Annotated in this window: 23 protein-coding genes and 1 pseudogene; 16 read left to right on the plus strand and 8 right to left on the minus strand. The window is 40.7% G+C overall.

Annotated elements, in window-relative coordinates:
* Nucleotides 1–125: 125 nt before the first annotated feature.
* The 4 genes from G5B43_RS16245 to G5B43_RS16260 form a co-directional block, all read right to left on the minus strand.
* Entirely contained in the window at nt 126–1,544 is a 1,419-nt protein-coding gene (locus G5B43_RS16245; RefSeq protein ID WP_165295851.1) for an efflux transporter outer membrane subunit, read from the minus strand.
* Between the two features lie 16 nt (nt 1,545–1,560).
* Nucleotides 1,561–4,758 (minus strand): efflux RND transporter permease subunit, encoded by a 3,198-nt coding sequence (locus G5B43_RS16250; RefSeq protein WP_165295852.1) that lies wholly within the window; start codon nt 4,756–4,758, stop codon nt 1,561–1,563.
* A gap of 12 nt (nt 4,759–4,770) precedes the next feature.
* Nucleotides 4,771–5,979 carry an efflux RND transporter periplasmic adaptor subunit gene (locus G5B43_RS16255; RefSeq protein WP_165295853.1) on the minus strand — a complete coding sequence of 403 codons (1,209 nt, stop codon included), beginning with the start codon at nt 5,977–5,979 and terminating at the stop codon, nt 4,771–4,773.
* An 81-nt stretch (nt 5,980–6,060) separates the two neighbouring features.
* Nucleotides 6,061–6,660, minus strand: a complete 600-nt coding sequence (locus G5B43_RS16260) for a TetR/AcrR family transcriptional regulator (protein WP_165295854.1) — start codon at nt 6,658–6,660, stop codon at nt 6,061–6,063.
* A gap of 138 nt (nt 6,661–6,798) precedes the next feature.
* Here G5B43_RS16260 and G5B43_RS16265 point away from each other — a divergent pair, with 138 nt between their 5' ends.
* Nucleotides 6,799–7,665 carry an alpha/beta fold hydrolase gene (locus G5B43_RS16265; RefSeq protein WP_165295855.1) on the plus strand — a complete coding sequence of 289 codons (867 nt, stop codon included), beginning with the start codon at nt 6,799–6,801 and terminating at the stop codon, nt 7,663–7,665.
* A 23-nt stretch (nt 7,666–7,688) separates the two neighbouring features.
* Here the strand turns inward: G5B43_RS16265 and G5B43_RS16270 are convergent, their stop codons facing one another.
* On the minus strand, nt 7,689–7,982 hold the full coding sequence (locus tag G5B43_RS16270; RefSeq protein ID WP_165295882.1) for an RNA polymerase alpha subunit C-terminal domain-containing protein: 294 nt from the start codon (nt 7,980–7,982) through the stop codon (nt 7,689–7,691).
* A gap of 243 nt (nt 7,983–8,225) precedes the next feature.
* On the opposite strand from G5B43_RS16270, the gene G5B43_RS16275 reads away from it, so the two are divergent.
* From G5B43_RS16275 to G5B43_RS19440, 7 genes and pseudogenes are all read left to right on the plus strand, one after another.
* Nucleotides 8,226–8,558, plus strand: a complete 333-nt coding sequence (locus tag G5B43_RS16275; RefSeq protein ID WP_165295856.1) for an ArsR/SmtB family transcription factor — start codon at nt 8,226–8,228, stop codon at nt 8,556–8,558.
* Between the two features lie 70 nt (nt 8,559–8,628).
* Complete coding sequence (locus G5B43_RS16280; RefSeq protein ID WP_165295857.1) at nt 8,629–9,093, plus strand: DUF6428 family protein; 465 nt, start codon at nt 8,629–8,631, stop codon at nt 9,091–9,093.
* Between the two features lie 19 nt (nt 9,094–9,112).
* Nucleotides 9,113–9,727 carry a low molecular weight phosphatase family protein gene (locus G5B43_RS16285; protein WP_165295858.1) on the plus strand — a complete coding sequence of 205 codons (615 nt, stop codon included), beginning with the start codon at nt 9,113–9,115 and terminating at the stop codon, nt 9,725–9,727.
* A gap of 3 nt (nt 9,728–9,730) precedes the next feature.
* Nucleotides 9,731–10,777 carry an ACR3 family arsenite efflux transporter gene (gene arsB, locus G5B43_RS16290; protein ID WP_165295859.1) on the plus strand — a complete coding sequence of 349 codons (1,047 nt, stop codon included), beginning with the start codon at nt 9,731–9,733 and terminating at the stop codon, nt 10,775–10,777.
* 1,184 nt (nt 10,778–11,961) lie between these two features.
* Nucleotides 11,962–12,195: a hypothetical protein gene (locus G5B43_RS16295; RefSeq protein ID WP_165295860.1), complete on the plus strand. Its 234-nt coding sequence runs from the start codon at nt 11,962–11,964 to the stop codon at nt 12,193–12,195.
* A gap of 222 nt (nt 12,196–12,417) precedes the next feature.
* Nucleotides 12,418–12,504, plus strand: a pseudogene (locus G5B43_RS19705) (hypothetical protein); the annotation flags it as partial.
* 63 nt (nt 12,505–12,567) lie between these two features.
* Complete coding sequence (locus G5B43_RS19440; protein WP_240904895.1) at nt 12,568–12,774, plus strand: hypothetical protein; 207 nt, start codon at nt 12,568–12,570, stop codon at nt 12,772–12,774.
* Here G5B43_RS19440 and G5B43_RS16305 read toward each other — a convergent pair.
* A complete protein-coding gene (locus G5B43_RS16305) occupies nt 12,771–12,968 on the minus strand; it encodes a hypothetical protein (RefSeq protein ID WP_206367396.1) in 198 nt (65 codons plus the stop codon). The genes G5B43_RS19440 and G5B43_RS16305 overlap by 4 nt on opposite strands.
* Nucleotides 12,969–13,253: 285 nt before the next feature.
* Between G5B43_RS16305 and G5B43_RS16310 the strand changes: the two genes are divergently transcribed.
* Nucleotides 13,254–13,616 carry a DUF4180 domain-containing protein gene (locus tag G5B43_RS16310; protein WP_165295861.1) on the plus strand — a complete coding sequence of 121 codons (363 nt, stop codon included), beginning with the start codon at nt 13,254–13,256 and terminating at the stop codon, nt 13,614–13,616.
* Nucleotides 13,617–13,726: 110 nt separating this feature from the next.
* Here G5B43_RS16310 and G5B43_RS16315 read toward each other — a convergent pair whose 3' ends face one another.
* Complete coding sequence (locus tag G5B43_RS16315; RefSeq protein WP_165295862.1) at nt 13,727–13,876, minus strand: hypothetical protein; 150 nt, start codon at nt 13,874–13,876, stop codon at nt 13,727–13,729.
* A 289-nt stretch (nt 13,877–14,165) separates the two neighbouring features.
* Between G5B43_RS16315 and G5B43_RS19560 the strand changes: the two genes are divergently transcribed.
* The 7 genes from G5B43_RS19560 to G5B43_RS16345 all read left to right on the plus strand — a co-directional run bounded on the left by G5B43_RS19560 (nt 14,166) and on the right by G5B43_RS16345 (nt 17,541).
* Nucleotides 14,166–14,294, plus strand: a complete 129-nt coding sequence (locus G5B43_RS19560) for a hypothetical protein (protein WP_262887187.1) — start codon at nt 14,166–14,168, stop codon at nt 14,292–14,294.
* 50 nt (nt 14,295–14,344) lie between these two features.
* Nucleotides 14,345–14,950, plus strand: a complete 606-nt coding sequence (locus tag G5B43_RS16320) for a hypothetical protein (protein WP_165295863.1) — start codon at nt 14,345–14,347, stop codon at nt 14,948–14,950.
* Between the two features lie 201 nt (nt 14,951–15,151).
* A complete protein-coding gene (locus G5B43_RS16325) occupies nt 15,152–15,370 on the plus strand; it encodes a hypothetical protein (RefSeq protein WP_165295864.1) in 219 nt (72 codons plus the stop codon).
* The gene (locus G5B43_RS16330; RefSeq protein WP_165295865.1) at nt 15,364–15,738 is read left to right on the plus strand and encodes a type II toxin-antitoxin system VapC family toxin; all 375 of its coding nucleotides are present in this window, start codon (nt 15,364–15,366) and stop codon (nt 15,736–15,738) included. Before G5B43_RS16325 ends, G5B43_RS16330 begins: the two co-directional genes overlap by 7 nt.
* Before the next feature lie 169 nt (nt 15,739–15,907).
* Complete coding sequence (locus G5B43_RS16335) at nt 15,908–16,276, plus strand: hypothetical protein (RefSeq protein WP_165295866.1); 369 nt, start codon at nt 15,908–15,910, stop codon at nt 16,274–16,276.
* A gap of 148 nt (nt 16,277–16,424) precedes the next feature.
* Nucleotides 16,425–17,345 carry a hypothetical protein gene (locus tag G5B43_RS16340; protein ID WP_165295867.1) on the plus strand — a complete coding sequence of 307 codons (921 nt, stop codon included), beginning with the start codon at nt 16,425–16,427 and terminating at the stop codon, nt 17,343–17,345.
* A 13-nt stretch (nt 17,346–17,358) separates the two neighbouring features.
* A complete protein-coding gene (locus G5B43_RS16345; protein WP_165295868.1) occupies nt 17,359–17,541 on the plus strand; it encodes a hypothetical protein in 183 nt (60 codons plus the stop codon).
* Between the two features lie 180 nt (nt 17,542–17,721).
* Here G5B43_RS16345 and G5B43_RS16350 read toward each other — a convergent pair whose 3' ends face one another.
* Complete coding sequence (locus tag G5B43_RS16350) at nt 17,722–18,066, minus strand: hypothetical protein (RefSeq protein ID WP_165295869.1); 345 nt, start codon at nt 18,064–18,066, stop codon at nt 17,722–17,724.
* Between the last annotated feature and the right edge of the window lie 124 nt (nt 18,067–18,190).

The raw sequence follows: 18,190 nt of genomic DNA on the forward strand, positions 1-18,190 counted from the left end.
TTGATTCAGCCATAAAATATATTTGTGCGCAAATCTAATCATTTTGAACATTAAACCATATTAATTTTAACCGTGACATTACATGAACTGATCTGGCATATTGGCACCCGGCCCCCAGGCCACTTCTAATTCGACCAGCCTCCACCCAGCGCCCGATATAGATCCACCACAGCGACAAGCTCAGCCTTACGGATCTGTATTAATTCCAATTCACTTTGTAAGGCATTGCTTTGCGCGGTGATAACTTCCAAATAGGTGGCGCTACCGGTTTCGTAAAGTAAATCAGCGTGCTTAACAGCTGTTTTTAACCGATTTGTTTTGTCCTGTACAATCTCCTGCCGCTCTTTTAGCTTTTGTATGGAGATCAACGCGTCTGATACTTCACCTACTGCATTAACGACGGATTGCCGAAACCTAACCACACTTTTTTCGTATTCAACGCGTGCAACCTCGTACTGGGTCTTTAATTCTTTTCGTTGAAGAATAGGTTGCGTTATACTACCAGCCACAGCCCCAAAAAGGGATGCAGGGATATTAAACCAATTGCTGGCTTTAAACGCATTAACACCGGCTTGCGCCGTGATAGATAGGGAAGGATACATCTGGGCTTTAGCTACTTGATGATAAGCTTGCGAGGCCGTTACCGATAATTCGGCTTGTTTAACATCAGGGCGCTTACTCAATAATTCGGCGGGTACACCTACAGCCAAATCCGTGGGGAGGTTGACAGCATCTAGCGTCGCCGCAGTATGTATTTCTTTTGGAAAGTCTCCGCTAAGAACGTGCAAAGCATTCTCCTGAAGTAAGATCTGCTGCTGAAAATCGGGGATTAATGCAGCTGCCGCCTGCCGTTGCGCGGCAACTTGCTCCAAAGCCAATAAATTGATATCGCCTACTTCATATTGGTGCTGAACCACTTGAAGGGTACTATCGCTCAACCGTAAATTCTGCTGCGCGATTTCTTGGAGGCGATAGAGCATCAACAGTTGGTAGTAGCCTTTGGCCACCTGATTAACTAGCCGTGTTTGAATCGCTTTTCGAGCCTCTTCGGTCTCTAAATACGACGCCAATGCAGCTGCCTTTTTCCCCTTAATCTTGCCCCAAATATCAGCTTCCCAGGATAGACCTAAACCAGCAGTATAATCTTCGAGATGGTTCTGACCTAAAAATTGACCTAAACTCAATCCGTTTAGACTATTGTTAGAGGGATTGGTGCTATTGGCCTGTACCTGTAGTTGCAAGCTGGGTAGATTTCCTGCTTTAGCTTGGGTGAACATTAATTGCGCCGATTCGATATTCTTGAGCGCAAGTTGCATATCCACGTTCTGCTGCAGCGCGGTATCGATCAATTGCTGTAACACAGGGTCTTGAAAAAATTCCCACCAAGGAACATTACCGATACTGCTATCAGCATATACTGCTTGCTCGCTACGGAAGGACGTAGGAGGAGCTAGTGTGATGTCATTGCTTAGCTTCTTGGTTTGGCATGCCCACAAAGAAGCAGAAATGGCCAAGGAAAAGAGAAAACTACTTTTTATTTTCATCTGTATAATTTTAAAATTAAGAATGTATGGATGTCCTGTCTACAAAAACAAGTTCTTGGTGATGAGAAGGTAACACCTGTTCGTTGACTCTGGATCCGCTGACGCGCTCCTGAAGATATTGGAATACGACAAATAAAATCGGAATAACCAAGAGCCCTAATACGACACCAGAAAGCATACCTCCCGCAGCCGCTATACTGATTGCATGGTTTCCTTGCGCAGAAGGGCCTACGGCACTCATCATGGGAATCATACCTACGATGAAAGCAAGCGATGTCATAATGATAGGGCGGAGGCGTAGTTTAGCCGCTTCTAGGGCGGCCCTGGTAATAGACTGTCCCCGCTTCCTTCCCTGAAGAGCAAATTCGACGATAAGAATGGCGTTTTTTGCCAATAACCCGATCAGCATAACGAGGGCTACCTGTACGTATATATTATTGGATATGCCCGTTAGTCCGATAGCTGCGAATACACCGAATACGCCGGTAGGAATAGATAAAATTACCGCCAATGGGATAATGTAACTTTCGTATTGCGCAGCGAGTAAGAAGTAAACAAATACAAGGCATAAGATAAAAATGATCGTCGATTGGCCTCCAGAAACCAATTCCTCTTTGGTCATCCCTGAAAATTCATAAGTGAAGCCAGTAGGTAAATGCTGACGGGCAACTTCCTCTACGGCTCTTATGGCGTCGCCAGAGCTATAACCGGGGTTCGGTATAGCGTTGATACCGATAGAATTAAAAAGATTATACCGGGACGCCGTTTCTGGACCGTATACACGTTGCAATTGAACTAGGGTCGTAATGGGCACCATATCGCCGTTTTGATTTTTAACATATATACCATCCATCGCGGAAGGTTCTGTACGGTTTGTGAAATCAGCTTGTACCATGACGCGGTAATATTTACCGAAGCGGTTAAAATCGGAGGCCTGCGCGCTACCGAAATAGGCTTGCATGGTGTGGAGGATATCCCTCGTCCGGACGCCTAGTTGTTCAGCCTTTATATCGTCAACCTGCAGTTCGTACTGTGGATAATCTGCCTTAAAAGTTGTAAAGGCCATCGCAATTTCGGGACGCTGCATCAATTGCTCGATGAATCCTTGTCCTATATCGCTAAACTCCCCGAGCTCGCCACCGGTACGGTCCTGTAAAACCATATCCAAACCGTCAACATTACTGAATCCTGGCACGGTAGGGAAGGTGAATACAAAGAAATTGGCACCCTTGATGCTGGATAGTTTTTGGTTAACGTCCGCCATGATAGCATCGATATCTTTAACTTCGCCACGCTCCTCATGTGGCTTAAGCAAGATAAAAGCGACGCCAGCTGAAGGACTTGTGGATTGTGTCAAGATGTTAAATCCGGCCATCACGTTGAGTGTTTTGGTGAAGGAGGCGTGTTGCAGCTGCTGCTCTGCTTCTTTTAAGGCTTGGGATGTCCGATCTAACGATGCTCCGGCAGGCATTGACAAGGAGATCGCGATAAAGCCTTGATCTTCCGAAGGAATAAAACCTGTCGGTGTTCGCTGTACCATGAAAACAGTCACAAGGATTAATATCGCGAGTCCAGAAAGGCCCACCCATTTGCGACGAATCAAAAAGCGCAGGCTTCCCACATAATTTCGAGTTAGCTTTTCGAAACCAACATTAAAACCAGCGAAGAACTTTTCCTTAAAACCGAGCCGTTTACCGTTTGCGGGGCTATGATGGACAGGTTTCAGAAACAGCGCGCAAAGTGCGGGACTTAACGTCAATGCATTGACGGCAGAGATAACAATAGCTATCGCCAATGTAAAAGCAAATTGTCGGTAGAATACGCCCGTGGATCCTTCCATAAAGCCAATGGGGAGGAAAACGGCCGACATCACCAGCGTAATCGATATAATAGCTCCTGTTATTTCCCCCATTGCGGATGTGGTTGCTAACTTGGGAGGCAAGTGTGTATGCTCCATTTTGCTGTGTACAGCTTCCACGACGACGATGGCATCATCTACCACTATCCCGATGGCCAACACAAGCGCAAACAATGTGAGTAGATTTATCGAAAAACCAAAAAGCTGCATGAAAAAGAACGTACCTATAATGGCTACCGGAACAGCTATTGCCGGTATCAACGTAGACCGGAAATCTTGTAAGAACAAGAAAACGACAAGAAAGACTAAAATGAATGCTTCTATCAAAGTGTGCTTTACCTGATCAATAGATTGATCAAGCGCATCTTTGGTGTTATAGAGCACAAGGTGTTTTACACCCTTTGGAAAATGGAGAGACGCTTTGTCCATAAATTCCTGTATGGCGATCTGGATTTCATTGGCGTTGGAACCTGCTAATTGCATAATACCGATATTCAGACCAGCTTTACCATCAATACGTGTATGACTGGCGTATGTATAAGACCCCAGCTCGACACGAGCCACGTCTTTCAGTCGCAATACAGATCCGTCCGTGTTGGAACGGATAATGATGTTCTCGTAATCCGTAGGTTGGTTGAGTTTTCCCTTATATTTAATGACAAATTCAAATGCTTCTTTGCTGTTTTCGCCAAACTTACCGGGAGCAGCTTCCATATTTTTATCCTGAATAGCAGCCATTACCTCCGCGGGTGTTAGCTTGTAAGTCGCCATCTGATTTGGATCCAACCAAACACGCATCGAATAGTCCTTACTTCCGCCGAAGGCAATTGCTTGTCCCACTCCAGGAATCCGTTTAAGTTCTGGAATGATATTGATTTGGGCGTAGTTTGTAATAAACGTTTGATCGTATTTTGCGTCATCTTCCGTATACAGATCCAACACCATGATCAAGCTATTTTGCTGTTTCGCAGTCGTGATACCTGCTTGAACAACTTCCGTAGGAAGCTGGCTCGTAGCTTGGGACACACGGTTCTGTACGTTAACAGCCGCTTGATCAGGATCGGTGCCAAGCTTGAAATATACCGTAATCATCAGGGATCCATCGTTACTGGCGGTTGAACTCATATAACTCATGTTTTCAACACCATTGATGGATTCTTCTAGCGAGGGAGCTACTGCACGTAACACCGTTTCGGCATTGGCACCTGGATATAGCGCTACAACCTGAACTGCTGGTGGTGCAATATCCGGAAACTGCTGTAACGGAAGTTTCAGGATACCGATAATTCCTAGAATGACAAGTAATATCGATATAACCGTGGCGAGGACGGGGCGTTCTATAAATTTTTTGAACATGTTGCGCTGGAATTAATGAGATTTGTGAATGTTTTCTGTAGCTATTGTTTGAGGCGTGATTGTCTGCCCCTCCTGTAAAAGATCTATCCCTTTATATACGATACGATCTCCCGGCTTTATCCCTTTTTCTACGAGGTAGTTTTCGTTACTCTTGCCCACAACCGTAATAGGCTGCTGACTAACCTTGTTGTTGCTTGTTACCGTATATACAAAAATCTTATCCTGAATTTCTATCGTTGCCAATTGAGGAACAAGTATGACGTCTTGGTAACGTTTTTCCAAGCGAATTCTTCCGGTGTTTCCGTTCCGTAGAACGCCCTCAGGATTTGGAAAAGTAGCTCGAAGCGTAATTGCCCCAGTATGCTTATCGAATTGTCCATCGACCATGTCTATTTTTCCAGTATGCTCGTAAATACTTCGATCAGATAACAGTAGGGTCACGGGAGGTACATGTTGTACTTTTTGTTCCAACGTCTCTCCCTTTGTATCACGTTTAAAGGCGATAAAATCGTTTTCGCCGAGCGAAAAGTATACATGTAATGTTTCTACATCAGATAATTGTGTGAGTGGTTCGCTGTCTAATGGACTGACCAGACTTCCCTGTTTTTTTAGCAAACGTCCTATAAACCCTGCAGTGGAGGCTCTGATCTCTGTGTAGCCAACATTGATTTTTGCCGCTTCCACCGCGGATTTTGCTTGTTGTACACTCGCTTTCGCTGCATGGTGAGCGCTGACCGCGGCTTTCAACTGGAAATCGGTTAAGACCTTGTTTGCGACAAGACGGGTCTTTTTTTCAACTTCCAACGCCGTATTTTCTACAGCGGCTTCAGCCGCTTGTAAATTAGCCCTTGCTTGATTGAGTTGTTCTTGGTATGGCCGGTCATTGATCTTAAACAATAGCTGCCCTTTCTGCACTCTAGCCCCTTCGTCAACATAAATCCGGTCGAGGACACCTTCTACTTGCGGGCGCACCTCAATCGTAGAAGCTCCTTCGATAGACGCCGGATAGTCTTGGTAGATGATCTGATCATCACTGGCTAACGTAACGACAGGTAATGCGGGTGGCGTGGACGCAGCGGGTTTGCCGGTACCCGTCGTACAGCTGTAAAGAAAAGGTATCATCCCTATAATAAAGAATGTCCTTACGTGATTAAGTGATTTAACAGTGTTAAATAATAGAGCCTGAAGATGCAGTAAATTAGTGGATTGTTGCGTTTTCATTTGTAAAGGTTGTTTTTAATTTTAAAGTTGATATTTTACAGTGTTAAATAACCTAACGTTGTATCTTTTTTGCGAAAAAAATTAGTCGTTTAGCGAACGTGTGATCCCATAAATGGCATCTTTAAGCACCTGTTGATTGGTAATCTCTCCATTTCCTTTATCTACCAAGTTTATGGAGATGAGACCGTGGATAACAGACCAATAGGTGAAGTATTTTCGACAAATTAAGTCTTCGGATGGCTGCTGCTCGGCCATAATCTCTCGGATTACATCGGCAATGAGTTCACCAAAAGACGGTCGGCCGCTCTCATTTTTCTCCGCTCCGCAACAAGCTGTTCCAATGCCAAACATGAGTTGGTAGAGCTCACGTTCTTCGAAAGCAAAATCCCAATAGCTAAACCACATAGCCTCAAGTTGCTTTTCTAACATGCTTTCTTTAGCTTGAGCCTGTTTGACCCGTTTCGCTAACAAAAGGTGCCCTTGTTTCGACAGCTCATTCAAGATAGCTTCTTTGTTGGCAAAATATTCGTAAATCATGGGAGCTGTGTATTCGATAATATCGGCGATTTTACGCATGCTCAGCGCCTGCCACCCTTCTTCCTTGACAATCTGAAGGGACGCTTCCAGAATGGAATTCCGGTTTTCGTCTTTAAGGCGTTGAATGCGCTCTTTGCTTCCCATGTTTTAATTCTATAAAATCATTTAACACTGTTAGGCAAAATTGCGTATTTTAATTTTTTCCAGTGACATCCTAATGTCATTATAATTTATTTAATTTTATCGAGGTAGATGTGGATTAATCACGTTTATAAGATAACCATGAAGAGACAAATAGTTAATAGGACAGTTCACGTAAATGGCATAAAGATTTTCTACAGAGAAGCAGGCGACCCAAAAAATCCAACAATTCTTTTGTTACATGGCTTTCCGACCTCGTCATTAATGTTTAAAAATTTAATGACAGCGCTTTCTGATAAGTTTCACTTTATTGCACCAGACTACCCAGGTTTTGGCTTCAGCGATTTTCCATCGGTAGAGGAGTTTGATTACTCATTTGAAAATATCGCTTTGTACATCGATGAATTCACGAAAGCGATTATGCTAGATGCTTTTTCCATCTACTTCCACGATTATGGAAGTTATATCGGTATGCGGCTTTGTATAAAAAATCCCGATAAAATTGATTCAATTATTGTACAGAATGGGAATAACTATTTTGAAGGACACGGGCCTAATTGGGATGAAACTAAAGACTATTGGGAAAATCCTACCGAACAAAAAAAGAAAAAAGTATATGCCTTCCTAAGTGCTGAAGGAACGAAAGAGCAGTATTTCGCAGGCGTTCCAGAAAATCTTAAGCAAAACATCAGCCCCGAGAATTGGATCATTGATTGGGAACGACTTAGCAGGCCAGCAAACCTAGACATGCAGTTTAAACTTAACTGTACGTATCCAACCAACTTTGAGCTGTTTCCTGCTATTCAAGAATATTTCCGCAAATATCAGCCGCCTGCTCTTATAATTTGGGGCAAGTATGATGTGTATTTTGATGTGGCGGAAGCGAATTGCTATAAAAGAGATTTAGAACGGGCTCAAATTCACATATTAGAGGGTGGACATATGCTGTTAGAAACAAATTTTGACGAAGTGGTGAAATTGATAGACAGATTTTTTTCCAATAGCTGATTCTATACCACCCCGTAATGATTTCAGTTGATTTTAAAATTTAGCCCCGCTTCTTCCAACGTTTTTTTTAAAGGGGGTAGAGAAGCCTTTCCGATGCCGTGCAATGCAAGGATCTCTTTTTCGGTATGTTCCGCCAACTTCTCAATGGTATCAATGCCGTAATGAAGCAAAGCATTTCTTGCGGGGCTGCTTAATAAGCTAAGAAAACCTGAAGCTGGCGCCTTTATTTTTTCACAAATGGGGCAGGTTGGGCAATCGCTGCTTTTGTAATATTGATGTCCTTGTTTGCAAGTGCGCAATGTTTTGGGTGTTGCCATCTTATTTCTGTATGCATCAAGCGGGATTTCTTTTAGCGGATTTCCTCCGTCGATAAATAGTTTTCCCTTTTCATCATTCCATTCGTTCAAGTATATATCATAAAGTTATCACAACTTTCTTTTGGTCAGATTATCTTATGGCAAGAAAAATTCTTTCTCCATATCTAATCTTACTCTTTCCGGATGGATTTCATTTTGATATTCAAAAATATTATCGTAATATTGCGATCAAAACATGTAATAATGGGACTTACAAAATCAGAAATATTTACGGACGAACAGAACAAACTGGCTTCTTTGTTTAAAGTCCTAGGGCATCCTGCAAGGGTTGCCATTCTACAATATATCATCAATCAGGAAGCCTGTATCTGTAATGATCTGGTTGATGAATTGGGATTAGCACAGGCCACCATTTCACAACACTTAAAAGAGTTAAAAAGTATAGGTATCATTCAAGGAACAATCGAGGGGAAATCCATCTGCTATTGTATTGACGAAAAACGATGGAAACAAATCCAAGAAGAATTTAATGCATTCTTCAATCAAGAGGTAAAAGCAACCAGTTGCTGTTCATAATATTTTATTAACCCTTATCATCGTAATATTGCAATATATCATTTAATATTAACTTTCAAATCTTACTTTTATGAAACTATCAAAAATCAGAGAAATCCTGCCAACATTGGACAATGTAAAATTTAAGTTAGAGAACGGAACATCTGTTCCCGAACATTTCCATGTTACGGAAGTAGGACAGATTACCAAACATTTTATTGATTGCGGCGGTATAGTCCGTACAGAGAAAACAGTAAACTTCCAATTATGGGATGCGGGCGACTATGAACACAGGTTAAAGCCTACCAAGCTATTAAACATTATCAAGCTATCCGAAGAAAAATTAGGTATTGAGGATGCCGAAATCGAAGTAGAATATCAAGGAGAAACGATCGGCAAGTTTAACTTGGGTTTTGACGGAAAGTATTTCATCCTAAAGAACAAACAGACGGCATGCTTGGCAAACGATGCCTGCGGTATCCCTGCGGAAAAACAGAAAGTAAAATTATCGGAGTTGAACAGCACTTGCTGTACACCTGATTCGGGATGTTGCTAAACACGAAAGACGAACCGTCATGTATAAGAATTTAGCTGAAACCATAAAAGGGACTATAGACGTTCAGACCGTAAGTGAGGAACGCAAAACGATACTGCAACCGCTGATAGACTTTGTACAGCGAAAAGCAAACAGTGGAGCGTATATAAACCTCAATTTTATCTGTACCCATAATTCACGTAGGAGCCATTTAGCGCAGGTATGGGCGCAGGTGGCAAGTGCATACTACAATATCCCGAATGTGCTCTGCTATTCGGGCGGTACGGAAGAAACGGCACTATTCCCGAAAGTAGCGGAAACGTTGATCAATCAAGGATTTAATATTTTCAAGATTGCGGAAACCGATAACCCTGTATATGCCATAAAATACAGCGATAATGCGTTGCCCATTATCGGATTTTCCAAAAAATACGATAGTTCTTTCAATCCTGCATCAGCATTTGTCGCCATTATGACCTGTTCTCAGGCAGACGGCGGATGCCCTTTCATCGCAGGTGCGGAAAAACGAATACCCATTACATTTGAAGACCCCAAGATGTCGGACGGCTCACCCGAACAGGCACAGGTATATGCCGAACGTAGTTTACAGATAGCGCAGGAGATGTTCTATGTTTTTTCAATGATTAAAAGTTAGCCGATGCAACCGAAACTAAAATTTCTTGACCGTTACCTTACCCTATGGATATTCCTTGCTATGGCGACAGGTATAGGGGTAGGGCATTTCTTTCCGAGCATTTCCAATGCTACCGATGCCCTATCCTTAGGCACGACCAATATCCCTTTGGCGATAGGTCTAATATTGATGATGTATCCACCGTTGGCTAAGGTTGATTATTCGCTGTTGCCCAGAGCGTTCAAAGACACGAAAGTAATCGGCATATCCTTATTGCTGAATTGGGCTATCGGTACGGTATTGATGTTCGGTTTAGCCGTTCTGTTCCTACGGAACGAACCCGATTATATGACAGGTCTGATACTTATCGGCTTGGCAAGATGTATCGCAATGGTCATCGTATGGAGCGACCTGGCAAAAGGGAACAGGGAATATACGGCATTATTGGTGGCACTGAACAGTATCTTTCAGATAATAAGCTACAGCTTCTTTGTCTGGCTGTTCGTCAACGTATTGCCGAACAAATTAGGCTTAGCCAATTTCAATGTAAGGGTATCCATGAAAGATGTAACCGAAAGCGTATTGATTTATTTGGGTATTCCTTTTTTCGCAGGTTTTATCAGCCGTTATGCACTTGTAAAGTCAAAAGGTATAGCATGGTATAACCGTAAATTTGTGCCCAAAATATCGTCGATTACCTTATATGCGTTGCTGTTTACCATCGTATTGATGTTCAGTCTGAAAGGTGATAAAATATTGGAATTGCCAATGGATGTTGTAAAGGTAGCTGTGCCATTAATCATTTACTTCGTGCTAATGTTTTTCGTGAGTTTCTTTATCAACAAATCTTTAGATGTTCCCTACGACAAAAACGCATCAATTGCATTTACCGCCACAGGGAACAATTTTGAATTAGCGATCGCTGTATCCATTGCGGTATTCGGCATTCACTCTCCGCAGGCATTTGTGGGTGTTATCGGCCCACTTGTAGAAGTACCTGTACTGATACTACTGGTAAGGGCGAGCCTGTGGTTAAAAAAAGTATATTACATGTCGAAGTCAACAGCATAAACGTGCGCATACCCTTGATAAGTCTAGTATTCTACGCATTATAAAAAAAGCGAGCACAGGGATACGTCCTTTTCGACAATGGGAAAGGACGTATCCCTGTGCTCACTGAGTTAGTTTTCGCAAGCTTTCTTCAACAGTTCCAATCCCTGTCTATTGGTGGCCGACATTTCTTTCTTTACACCGAAAAGCCACATGAAGAATGCATCAATCAATCCAGATTGCAATAAAAACCGCTGTATAACTTCCGTTTTACCCCAACACTTTTAATCGTATATTCGAATTTCGGATTGGCCTTAAACGGTTTTTCAATGTGCACCTCTATACCTACAAATTGATTGTACATCATTAAAGTCTGATTCAAACCTAAACAAAAGCATAAACATACAGAAACAGAAAGAAAGCGAAGGGAAAGGTAGTGAGCAGCAATACCCTGGGTGGAAATAGAACCTTTTTGAACTGGCCTGCCATCCCCATGATGAAGACATAGAGTAAATATAAAAAAAGAAGGTGCCAATCGTATATGCAGCCTTTGTGGAACTGTTGCCGGAAAATGCAGACCTTGCCAGTAAAACTGCCAATACTATCGGGACTGGTATAGTTAATAAGAAGGTAATCTTTACCCATTCGGCGACCGGATATTGAATCAGACAATCCATTATTAAAAATTAAATCGTTCTTCAAACGTATGATTTCGTTGCGGGCTATTTTTTAGCATATGCAAGTAAATCATATTCCTTGTTTTAGCAGAAGATCATTCTTAGCAAATTCTACCCTTTTTATACTGTTCCAGTATCAGATCAATCTCGTCGCTTTTAAAGTTTTGCTCACGAAATATCTCTTTCAGAAAATGTTTATGGTCTAGTGACATATTGTTCAAAATCTACATTAATTCGACTTTTTTAAAAACAGTTATATTTTTAAGCTCCTTCAATGTTTTCCCCTGATCGTCCCGTGTCGATATGCCGACTGAGCAAACAAATAGGGAAACTCCAACTTCCTACGTAGTTACGGGGAACCTGACCAAGATTAAAAATCAGAATGCTCTTTAATATCAGCTTTTTCACTTAACGGATTTTAACTCCATAAACATAAGCATCCAATATTACGGATGGGTTTATAAATCGTTAATTCTACATGACGCTAGTTAGGCAACATTCTAAGAACCCTGTAAAAAAGTCGCAAACATGCAGGTTACCTACGAATCGGGAGGAGTAGTCCGTATTTGGTTTGATCACGCAAAAGGCTTGAAACTATCAACAGGACGTATACTAACGGGTTTTGAAATTTCCGATAAGAGTGGACTGCTTTTTCCAGCTCATGCCGTAATCGATGGCGAAACGGTCGTGCTTTCTAGTCCTCATGTAGATCGTCCGGTAAATGTACGATATGCTTTTAAGGTGCACCAGTCGCTAATTTGATTAATGAAAATGGATTACCCGCTATTCCGTTTCGGACCGATGTCAAAAATGGTCTGTAAGCATTAAGCCTTCCCATAGTATCGATAAATTCACTGCAGGATAGGACAGGATATAAAGCATATGTTTTTTTATCTTAGGGGCATTAACCTCGAAGATACTGATAATGTATTTCAAAAATATTGAAGCCAATGCTATCCGGGAAGGAAATTAGGGAACACTGGAATTGATACGCTTAACCGGTTAAAAAAACAAGGATATATATCTGAACGCCCCGATCCTGATGATAAGAGAGCAAAGCTGGTAAGTCTCACTCCTGAAGGAGAAAAAGTATTGTTCCATCTTTACGAATTACTGTATAAACCAACTCTTTTAATGTACCATGACATAGATTACAGAGATAAGCAAGTCGTTATCAACATCCTTAGTGATACCGAACAAAAACATCAGTATATTTTATCCAGTATAAAATCTAAATCAATCGACGAATTGCTTATCGCCGAATTTGGTGAAATGCAATTGAAAGCAATACAGGAAAACTTACAAAAGCAAATTACACAGTTCGCCATGGAAAAAACCTAGCAATGGTGTGTTCCGTCTGTTGCATCATACCGATATGAGTGGTAATCCCCTTGTTTTCCACCACCTTTGGTGCGAAACAATTCCAATGCATGCTCATACCGTACGCCGTCGGCATCACCGATGGCCATAAATATCGGACACTTGATATTTTTCACCTCATCTGTCCAATCGTAATGCTGTAAATCTATATTCACAACCTTTTTTACGAATTGACATTTCGCGAGGATCTATCGTTTTGCAGTCCGGTAATATTTAGCGTTTTTTTTACTGATTTCCACTTGCTTCCCAGTCCTGAAATTTGACAGAAGCTCGGCACGCGTACCGATACCAAAGCCAATAGCGGATGAGCATATCGCTCTAAAACGAAAATTTACAGAAATCGTTCAGGCCTTTAATGCCAATGTACATTCATAATCCCGAAATAAATAGTAAATTTGAGAAGTAATAATGCTAATACCCCACAACATTTTAATCGAATCATGAAGATTGTAAAACACCAGATAAACAATATACAAGTAGCGGAAATTATTTCAGATGAAATCATTATTCATGATACAGAAACTGCTTTGGATTTGTTAGGAAACATTTACTACCAGGGTTTTGATAAAGTTATTTTACATGAGAGGAATATAACTCCCTCGTTTTTTGACCTGAAGACAAAAATCGCTGGAGATATTCTTCAAAAGTTTGCTCAGTACCGCATGCCGGTTGCTATCATTGGAGCATTTTCGAAATACCAAAGTAACAGCTTAAACGAGTTTATTTATGAAACGAATAAAATCGGATACAACTATTTCGCCGCTACTCGAGAAGAAGTGTTACAGAATTTTTGCAAAGATTGATCAGTAGTATACATGAACACTACCTTCATAAGCGACAAAAGATAGAATATCTAGATAACCCAAAGAGCGAACGTTAGCTCCTCCACAGGTCATGCTCGGACTCAACCTGATCAAGCACGCGATTCTGTATCCGTTCTTCCGATACTATAGTAACAGGTTTTTCGAATTCGATAAGTAAAACTTCCGCCCAAACCGCCACTTTTCTTCCGTTCAGCCTTTTCCCGCGGGGACGAAACTGCTGTTTTTCTACTGTTCAACATTTTTTTTGGAATTCTCTATCCATATACAGCATATTTGCTGCGTGATCACACAGCAATCTATCCAGGATCGATAGGTGCTTTTTATAAACCAAAACATAAATTGAACATGGAACAATTTATTCATGAAATCCAAAACATAGCAGCGGTAGCCTAGAATGTACTCGATGCAAACGAAGGTCTTGCACTACTGTCTGCCAGCAAGGAAAAATATAATCTTTATTATTTTTAAATCAAGTTAATCCCAAATCAAGGGTGATCCGGACACCCTTTTTAACCAACTAGATCAAACATGAAAATCGAATTAAATACATTACCGGCTACACCTACGGCAAAAAATGATCATATGCTGTTGGATATCATCTCCGGTAAATGCGCAGAAGTACCGGCGGAACAGTTTGAAAAAATGGATGCGCGCTAAGAAAAGATTTCCTAAATCAATTTAATTAACCTATATTTAAATATAATCCCATGAGTACACCATCTTTGAAAAAGACTATTTTAGAAAAAGTTCAATTATTTCACGCTAAATGCGAGAAAGAACGTAATGATATCCTACAAAAGGATAGGGAGGAGAAACGCAAAGAAGAAGAAAAAGAAGAGAGGAAGCAACATTTGCAGAACAAATTCAATGAAACCATATTAAAGGACCTTAAGATCCTTTTCGATGAAGTAAAATCCCTGTTTTCTACGCCCTATATACATATTGTGTTAGAAAGTCACGACCAAAGCAATATATTTTACCTCCATGATCGGGAAAAGGTACCGCCCTTTGCGTTCTTCGGCGTAGATGCCATATCGAGAGAAGGCCAGGAAGCATTTTATCGCGCACGATACCTTTTTTTTGCGATGGCTACCTCAGGAAATTCATTTGACTTATTTGTTAAAAATGAGAGCAGGATGCTTTCAATTAACGAACGTGATGATGATGAAAGTACCTTGGTTCAATCTTATGCGTTTGATAACTATAATTTTGATGAAATTCAGCAACACGTAGAGAAATATCTAATCGAAGAGCTTTCCTATTTTCAGAAGAATTTTCACGTAGAGTTGGAAGAATGGGAGAGAGAACTGTAGCTCTCATACTCCTAGGAAGAAGCATTTGAATGAAAGTGTCTATTATACATGTTTCGCAGATACGATCTGTCGATCTGGAAGCACTACAGATAGAGATTGATTATTTCGGTTAACTTTCCCACTTTTGTCATTATTAATGAAAAATCATATCATAGTATTCAGAGCAAGAGAATTATCACAAAATATTCGTAAATTAGTAATATGGAAAAGTTGACTATTAATATTCCAGAAACAAAAAGTGCTTTGGTGAAGCAGCTTCTCAAAGAGCTTGGGGTTGTGTTTCAATCTGCTAGTAAGAAGGAAAGTGTATCGGATGTTAGGGCAAAGTTGGCCAATATTTCCGTATGGTCAGATAAAGATCTTGAGGTTTTTGAAGAAAACAAGCAAGTATTTGACAAACTTACACCTCCTCAATGGTAGCTGATACAGGTATTTTTATTGAACATCTAAGAGCAAAGGACAAGTTGTCGACCACCCTTTATAAAATAGCGGATGGTACGGATATCTATTTGTCTTCAGTGACGTTATATGAACTTCATATGGGAGCTACAACACTGGAGAAAGTGAAAGACGTTGAGACTATTACCGAGAGTTTCATAACCTTGCCATTTACTGATCAGGTTGCCCAAAAAGCAGCAGAAATATACCACGTATTGCGTAAACGTAACCAGATGATTGAGTTTCGTGATATTTTTATAGCAGCCACATGTCTTGTGCATGACCTCCCTATAGTGACATTGAATAAAAAGCATTTTAAGCGAATCGATAATTTGAAAATATTGCGATAGCAAAGTAAATTCAGCCCTTGATTTTAAATGATGTTTAATTTTTTCAAAAGTATCTCCTTCAATACAACCAGCCTAGCTGATTTTCTAATTCAATGAAACCATATTAAAGGACCTTAAGACCCTTTTCGATGAGGTAAAATCCCTGTTTTCTACACCCTATATACATATTGTGTTAGAAAGTCACGGCAAAAGCAATATATTTTACCTCCATGATCGGGAAAAGGTACCGGCCTTTGCGTTCTTCGGCGTAGATGCCATATCGAGAGAAGGCCAGGAAGCATTTTACCGCGCACGGTACCTTTTTTTTGCAATGTCTACCTCAGGTAATTCATTTGACTTATTTGTTAAAAATGAGAGCAGGATGCTTTCAATTGACGAACGTGATGATGATGAAAGTACCTTGGTTCAATCTTATGCGTTTGATAACTATAATTTTGATGAAATTCAGCAACACGTAGAGAAATATCTAATCGAAGAGCTTTCCCATTTCCAGAAGAATTTTCATGTAGAGTTGGAAGAATGGGAGAGAGAACTATAGCTCTTATACCCCTAGGAAGAAGCAACTGAATGAAAGTGTCTATATACAGCACTTACTTTACATGTGCAACATACGAACATGTTCGCTTTTTGATCATAAAATGCTATATTTGAGCCAATAACAATTATAACATGCTCCCATATTTATTATGACCAATAAGAAACTATCAAAACCACCCAAGCAAAACGATGAATTGCTCAAAGGAGCGTTTGAAGAAAATTTTGCTGACTTTCTAAGATTTCTCTATCCCAACGCCGACCATATATTTGATTTCTCCAAGAGCATACAGTTTATGGACAAAGAGCTGCTGGCGATCGTGCCTGACAGAGAGCGGAAGAAAGGCAATCGTGTAGCCGACCTCTTGGCAAAGGTCTTTCTAAAAGACGGTACAGAACAATATATCCTGCTCAATACAGAGATCGAGGGTGGGCGCGATGCAGAATTTGCAAAACGCGTCTATCAGTATAACTATCGAATTTGGGACAGATACGATATATCTGTAGCGACTATTGCCGTCTATACAGGTAATCGAAACCAACCCAAACCCTGCGAGTATAACCTCGAGGTATTGGACACGTCGATCCGTTTCCACTACCGGACATATCACATCTTTGATCATAGTGAAGACGAATTGTTGGCTATGGACAATATCTTTGCTTTTATCGTCCTAGCATGCCAAAAAGCATTGCTGGAGGGCAAGGTGCCAGACGAGGAATTGGGTGATGATAGGCTGAGTATGGCGAAAACATTGATCGGGCATAATTACGATAAAGATCGCATCACGAATTTCCTTATTTTTCTCAAAAATTTTTTGTATATTAATAATCCGAAAATAAATAGTAAATTTGATCAAGAGATCATTCAATTGACAGGAGGTACAATCGATATGGGTGTTATAGAAATAGTAAAGAAACAGGAGAGACAGCAAGGTGCACAGCAAAAAAGTTATGAATTTGTTGAAAATCTAATTAGACAGACCGACTTCGATGATGCAAAGATTGCATCATTAGCAGTGGTTTCTCTCGGCTTGGTTAAGAAAATCCGTTCTGACCTAAAAAGAAGAAGGTAGATTTTCTCAATGTATGAGCGTTATAGAAATAGTAAAGAAACAGGAGAGACAGCAAGGCTTGCTAAAAGGGCGTAAAGAGGGGGAGCACAATAAGGCTCTTGATATCGCTCGTGAAATGAAAAAAGACGGTCTCCCGATAGAGCAGATTGTCAAGTTTACAAAGCTTAGTGCAAAAGAAATCGAAAAACTGAAATAGTTTTTTTAGCCATAAAAATAATATATAGCACAGGCGCTTTCTGATAAAGGAAGTGCCTGTTTTAATTTACAACCTGAACTACAATCTTATAGGACGTTTTAGCCATCCAAGTGATTAACAATAATATATCCGATCTCGACCAAGATCTCGAAGCCGACTCATAATGAAAAAAGCCTTGGCTTATTTAATCGCTAAGGCTTCTTTTTCCTGTATCAACAGATCTTGCCATATTTGCGTATTGATCTTGGGCTTCAGCGTCCGTGTATCTTTCATAGCAAAGAGGCTGCGCTTTACAGCGTTGATCAGTGTCTTCTGTATACTGTAGTAGGAGAGGCCCTGCGCATGCTCAATCAGCTTCTCCATAGATACTTTGCGGTCAAACGTAAATTTTCCCTCTTTCAGTACCAACTGGATCAATTCCTGTATCTGTTGTTGGTATGGCGACGTCAAATTCACTAGGATCAATTCATCTGTCTCACGATCTTGCAAATTTTGATAGTGTGATGGCGAACCTACCTTTTGCAATGGGTTGCTTGCGTAAACTGTAAATCGTCAGCAAAAAGTGGACACGTTATTTTAAAATCATAAGGAGTGTTTTCATCAAAAAGCATTAGATTTAATTATGGGAACACCAAAGAAAAAGAGTACT

The sequence above is a fragment of the Sphingobacterium sp. SGR-19 genome, assembly GCF_011043555.1.
Classification (GTDB): Bacteria; Bacteroidota; Bacteroidia; order Sphingobacteriales; family Sphingobacteriaceae; genus Sphingobacterium.

What these genes read in the sequence shown, in the direction of transcription:
- G5B43_RS16320 (WP_165295863.1), top strand. Translation starts at nt 14,345, where the DNA reads ATGAGTACACCATCTTTGAAAAAGACTATTTTAGAAAAAGTTCAATTA.
- G5B43_RS16280 (WP_165295857.1), top strand. Translation starts at nt 8,629, where the DNA reads ATGAAACTATCAAAAATCAGAGAAATCCTGCCAACATTGGACAATGTA.
- G5B43_RS16330 (WP_165295865.1), top strand. Translation starts at nt 15,364, where the DNA reads ATGGTAGCTGATACAGGTATTTTTATTGAACATCTAAGAGCAAAGGAC.
- G5B43_RS19560 (WP_262887187.1), top strand. Translation starts at nt 14,166, where the DNA reads ATGAAAATCGAATTAAATACATTACCGGCTACACCTACGGCAAAAAAT.
- G5B43_RS16295 (WP_165295860.1), top strand. Translation starts at nt 11,962, where the DNA reads ATGCAGGTTACCTACGAATCGGGAGGAGTAGTCCGTATTTGGTTTGAT.
- G5B43_RS16345 (WP_165295868.1), top strand. Translation starts at nt 17,359, where the DNA reads ATGAGCGTTATAGAAATAGTAAAGAAACAGGAGAGACAGCAAGGCTTG.
- G5B43_RS16310 (WP_165295861.1), top strand. Translation starts at nt 13,254, where the DNA reads ATGAAGATTGTAAAACACCAGATAAACAATATACAAGTAGCGGAAATT.
- G5B43_RS16245 (WP_165295851.1), bottom strand. Translation starts at nt 1,544, where the DNA reads ATGAAAATAAAAAGTAGTTTTCTCTTTTCCTTGGCCATTTCTGCTTCT.
- G5B43_RS16325 (WP_165295864.1), top strand. Translation starts at nt 15,152, where the DNA reads ATGGAAAAGTTGACTATTAATATTCCAGAAACAAAAAGTGCTTTGGTG.
- G5B43_RS16255 (WP_165295853.1), bottom strand. Translation starts at nt 5,979, where the DNA reads ATGAAAACGCAACAATCCACTAATTTACTGCATCTTCAGGCTCTATTA.
- G5B43_RS19440 (WP_240904895.1), top strand. Translation starts at nt 12,568, where the DNA reads ATGTACCATGACATAGATTACAGAGATAAGCAAGTCGTTATCAACATC.
- G5B43_RS16265 (WP_165295855.1), top strand. Translation starts at nt 6,799, where the DNA reads ATGAAGAGACAAATAGTTAATAGGACAGTTCACGTAAATGGCATAAAG.
- G5B43_RS16285 (WP_165295858.1), top strand. Translation starts at nt 9,113, where the DNA reads ATGTATAAGAATTTAGCTGAAACCATAAAAGGGACTATAGACGTTCAG.
- G5B43_RS16315 (WP_165295862.1), bottom strand. Translation starts at nt 13,876, where the DNA reads ATGTTGAACAGTAGAAAAACAGCAGTTTCGTCCCCGCGGGAAAAGGCT.
- arsB (WP_165295859.1), top strand. Translation starts at nt 9,731, where the DNA reads ATGCAACCGAAACTAAAATTTCTTGACCGTTACCTTACCCTATGGATA.
- G5B43_RS16270 (WP_165295882.1), bottom strand. Translation starts at nt 7,982, where the DNA reads ATGGCAACACCCAAAACATTGCGCACTTGCAAACAAGGACATCAATAT.
- G5B43_RS16275 (WP_165295856.1), top strand. Translation starts at nt 8,226, where the DNA reads ATGGGACTTACAAAATCAGAAATATTTACGGACGAACAGAACAAACTG.
- G5B43_RS16260 (WP_165295854.1), bottom strand. Translation starts at nt 6,660, where the DNA reads ATGGGAAGCAAAGAGCGCATTCAACGCCTTAAAGACGAAAACCGGAAT.
- G5B43_RS16340 (WP_165295867.1), top strand. Translation starts at nt 16,425, where the DNA reads ATGACCAATAAGAAACTATCAAAACCACCCAAGCAAAACGATGAATTG.
- G5B43_RS16250 (WP_165295852.1), bottom strand. Translation starts at nt 4,758, where the DNA reads ATGTTCAAAAAATTTATAGAACGCCCCGTCCTCGCCACGGTTATATCG.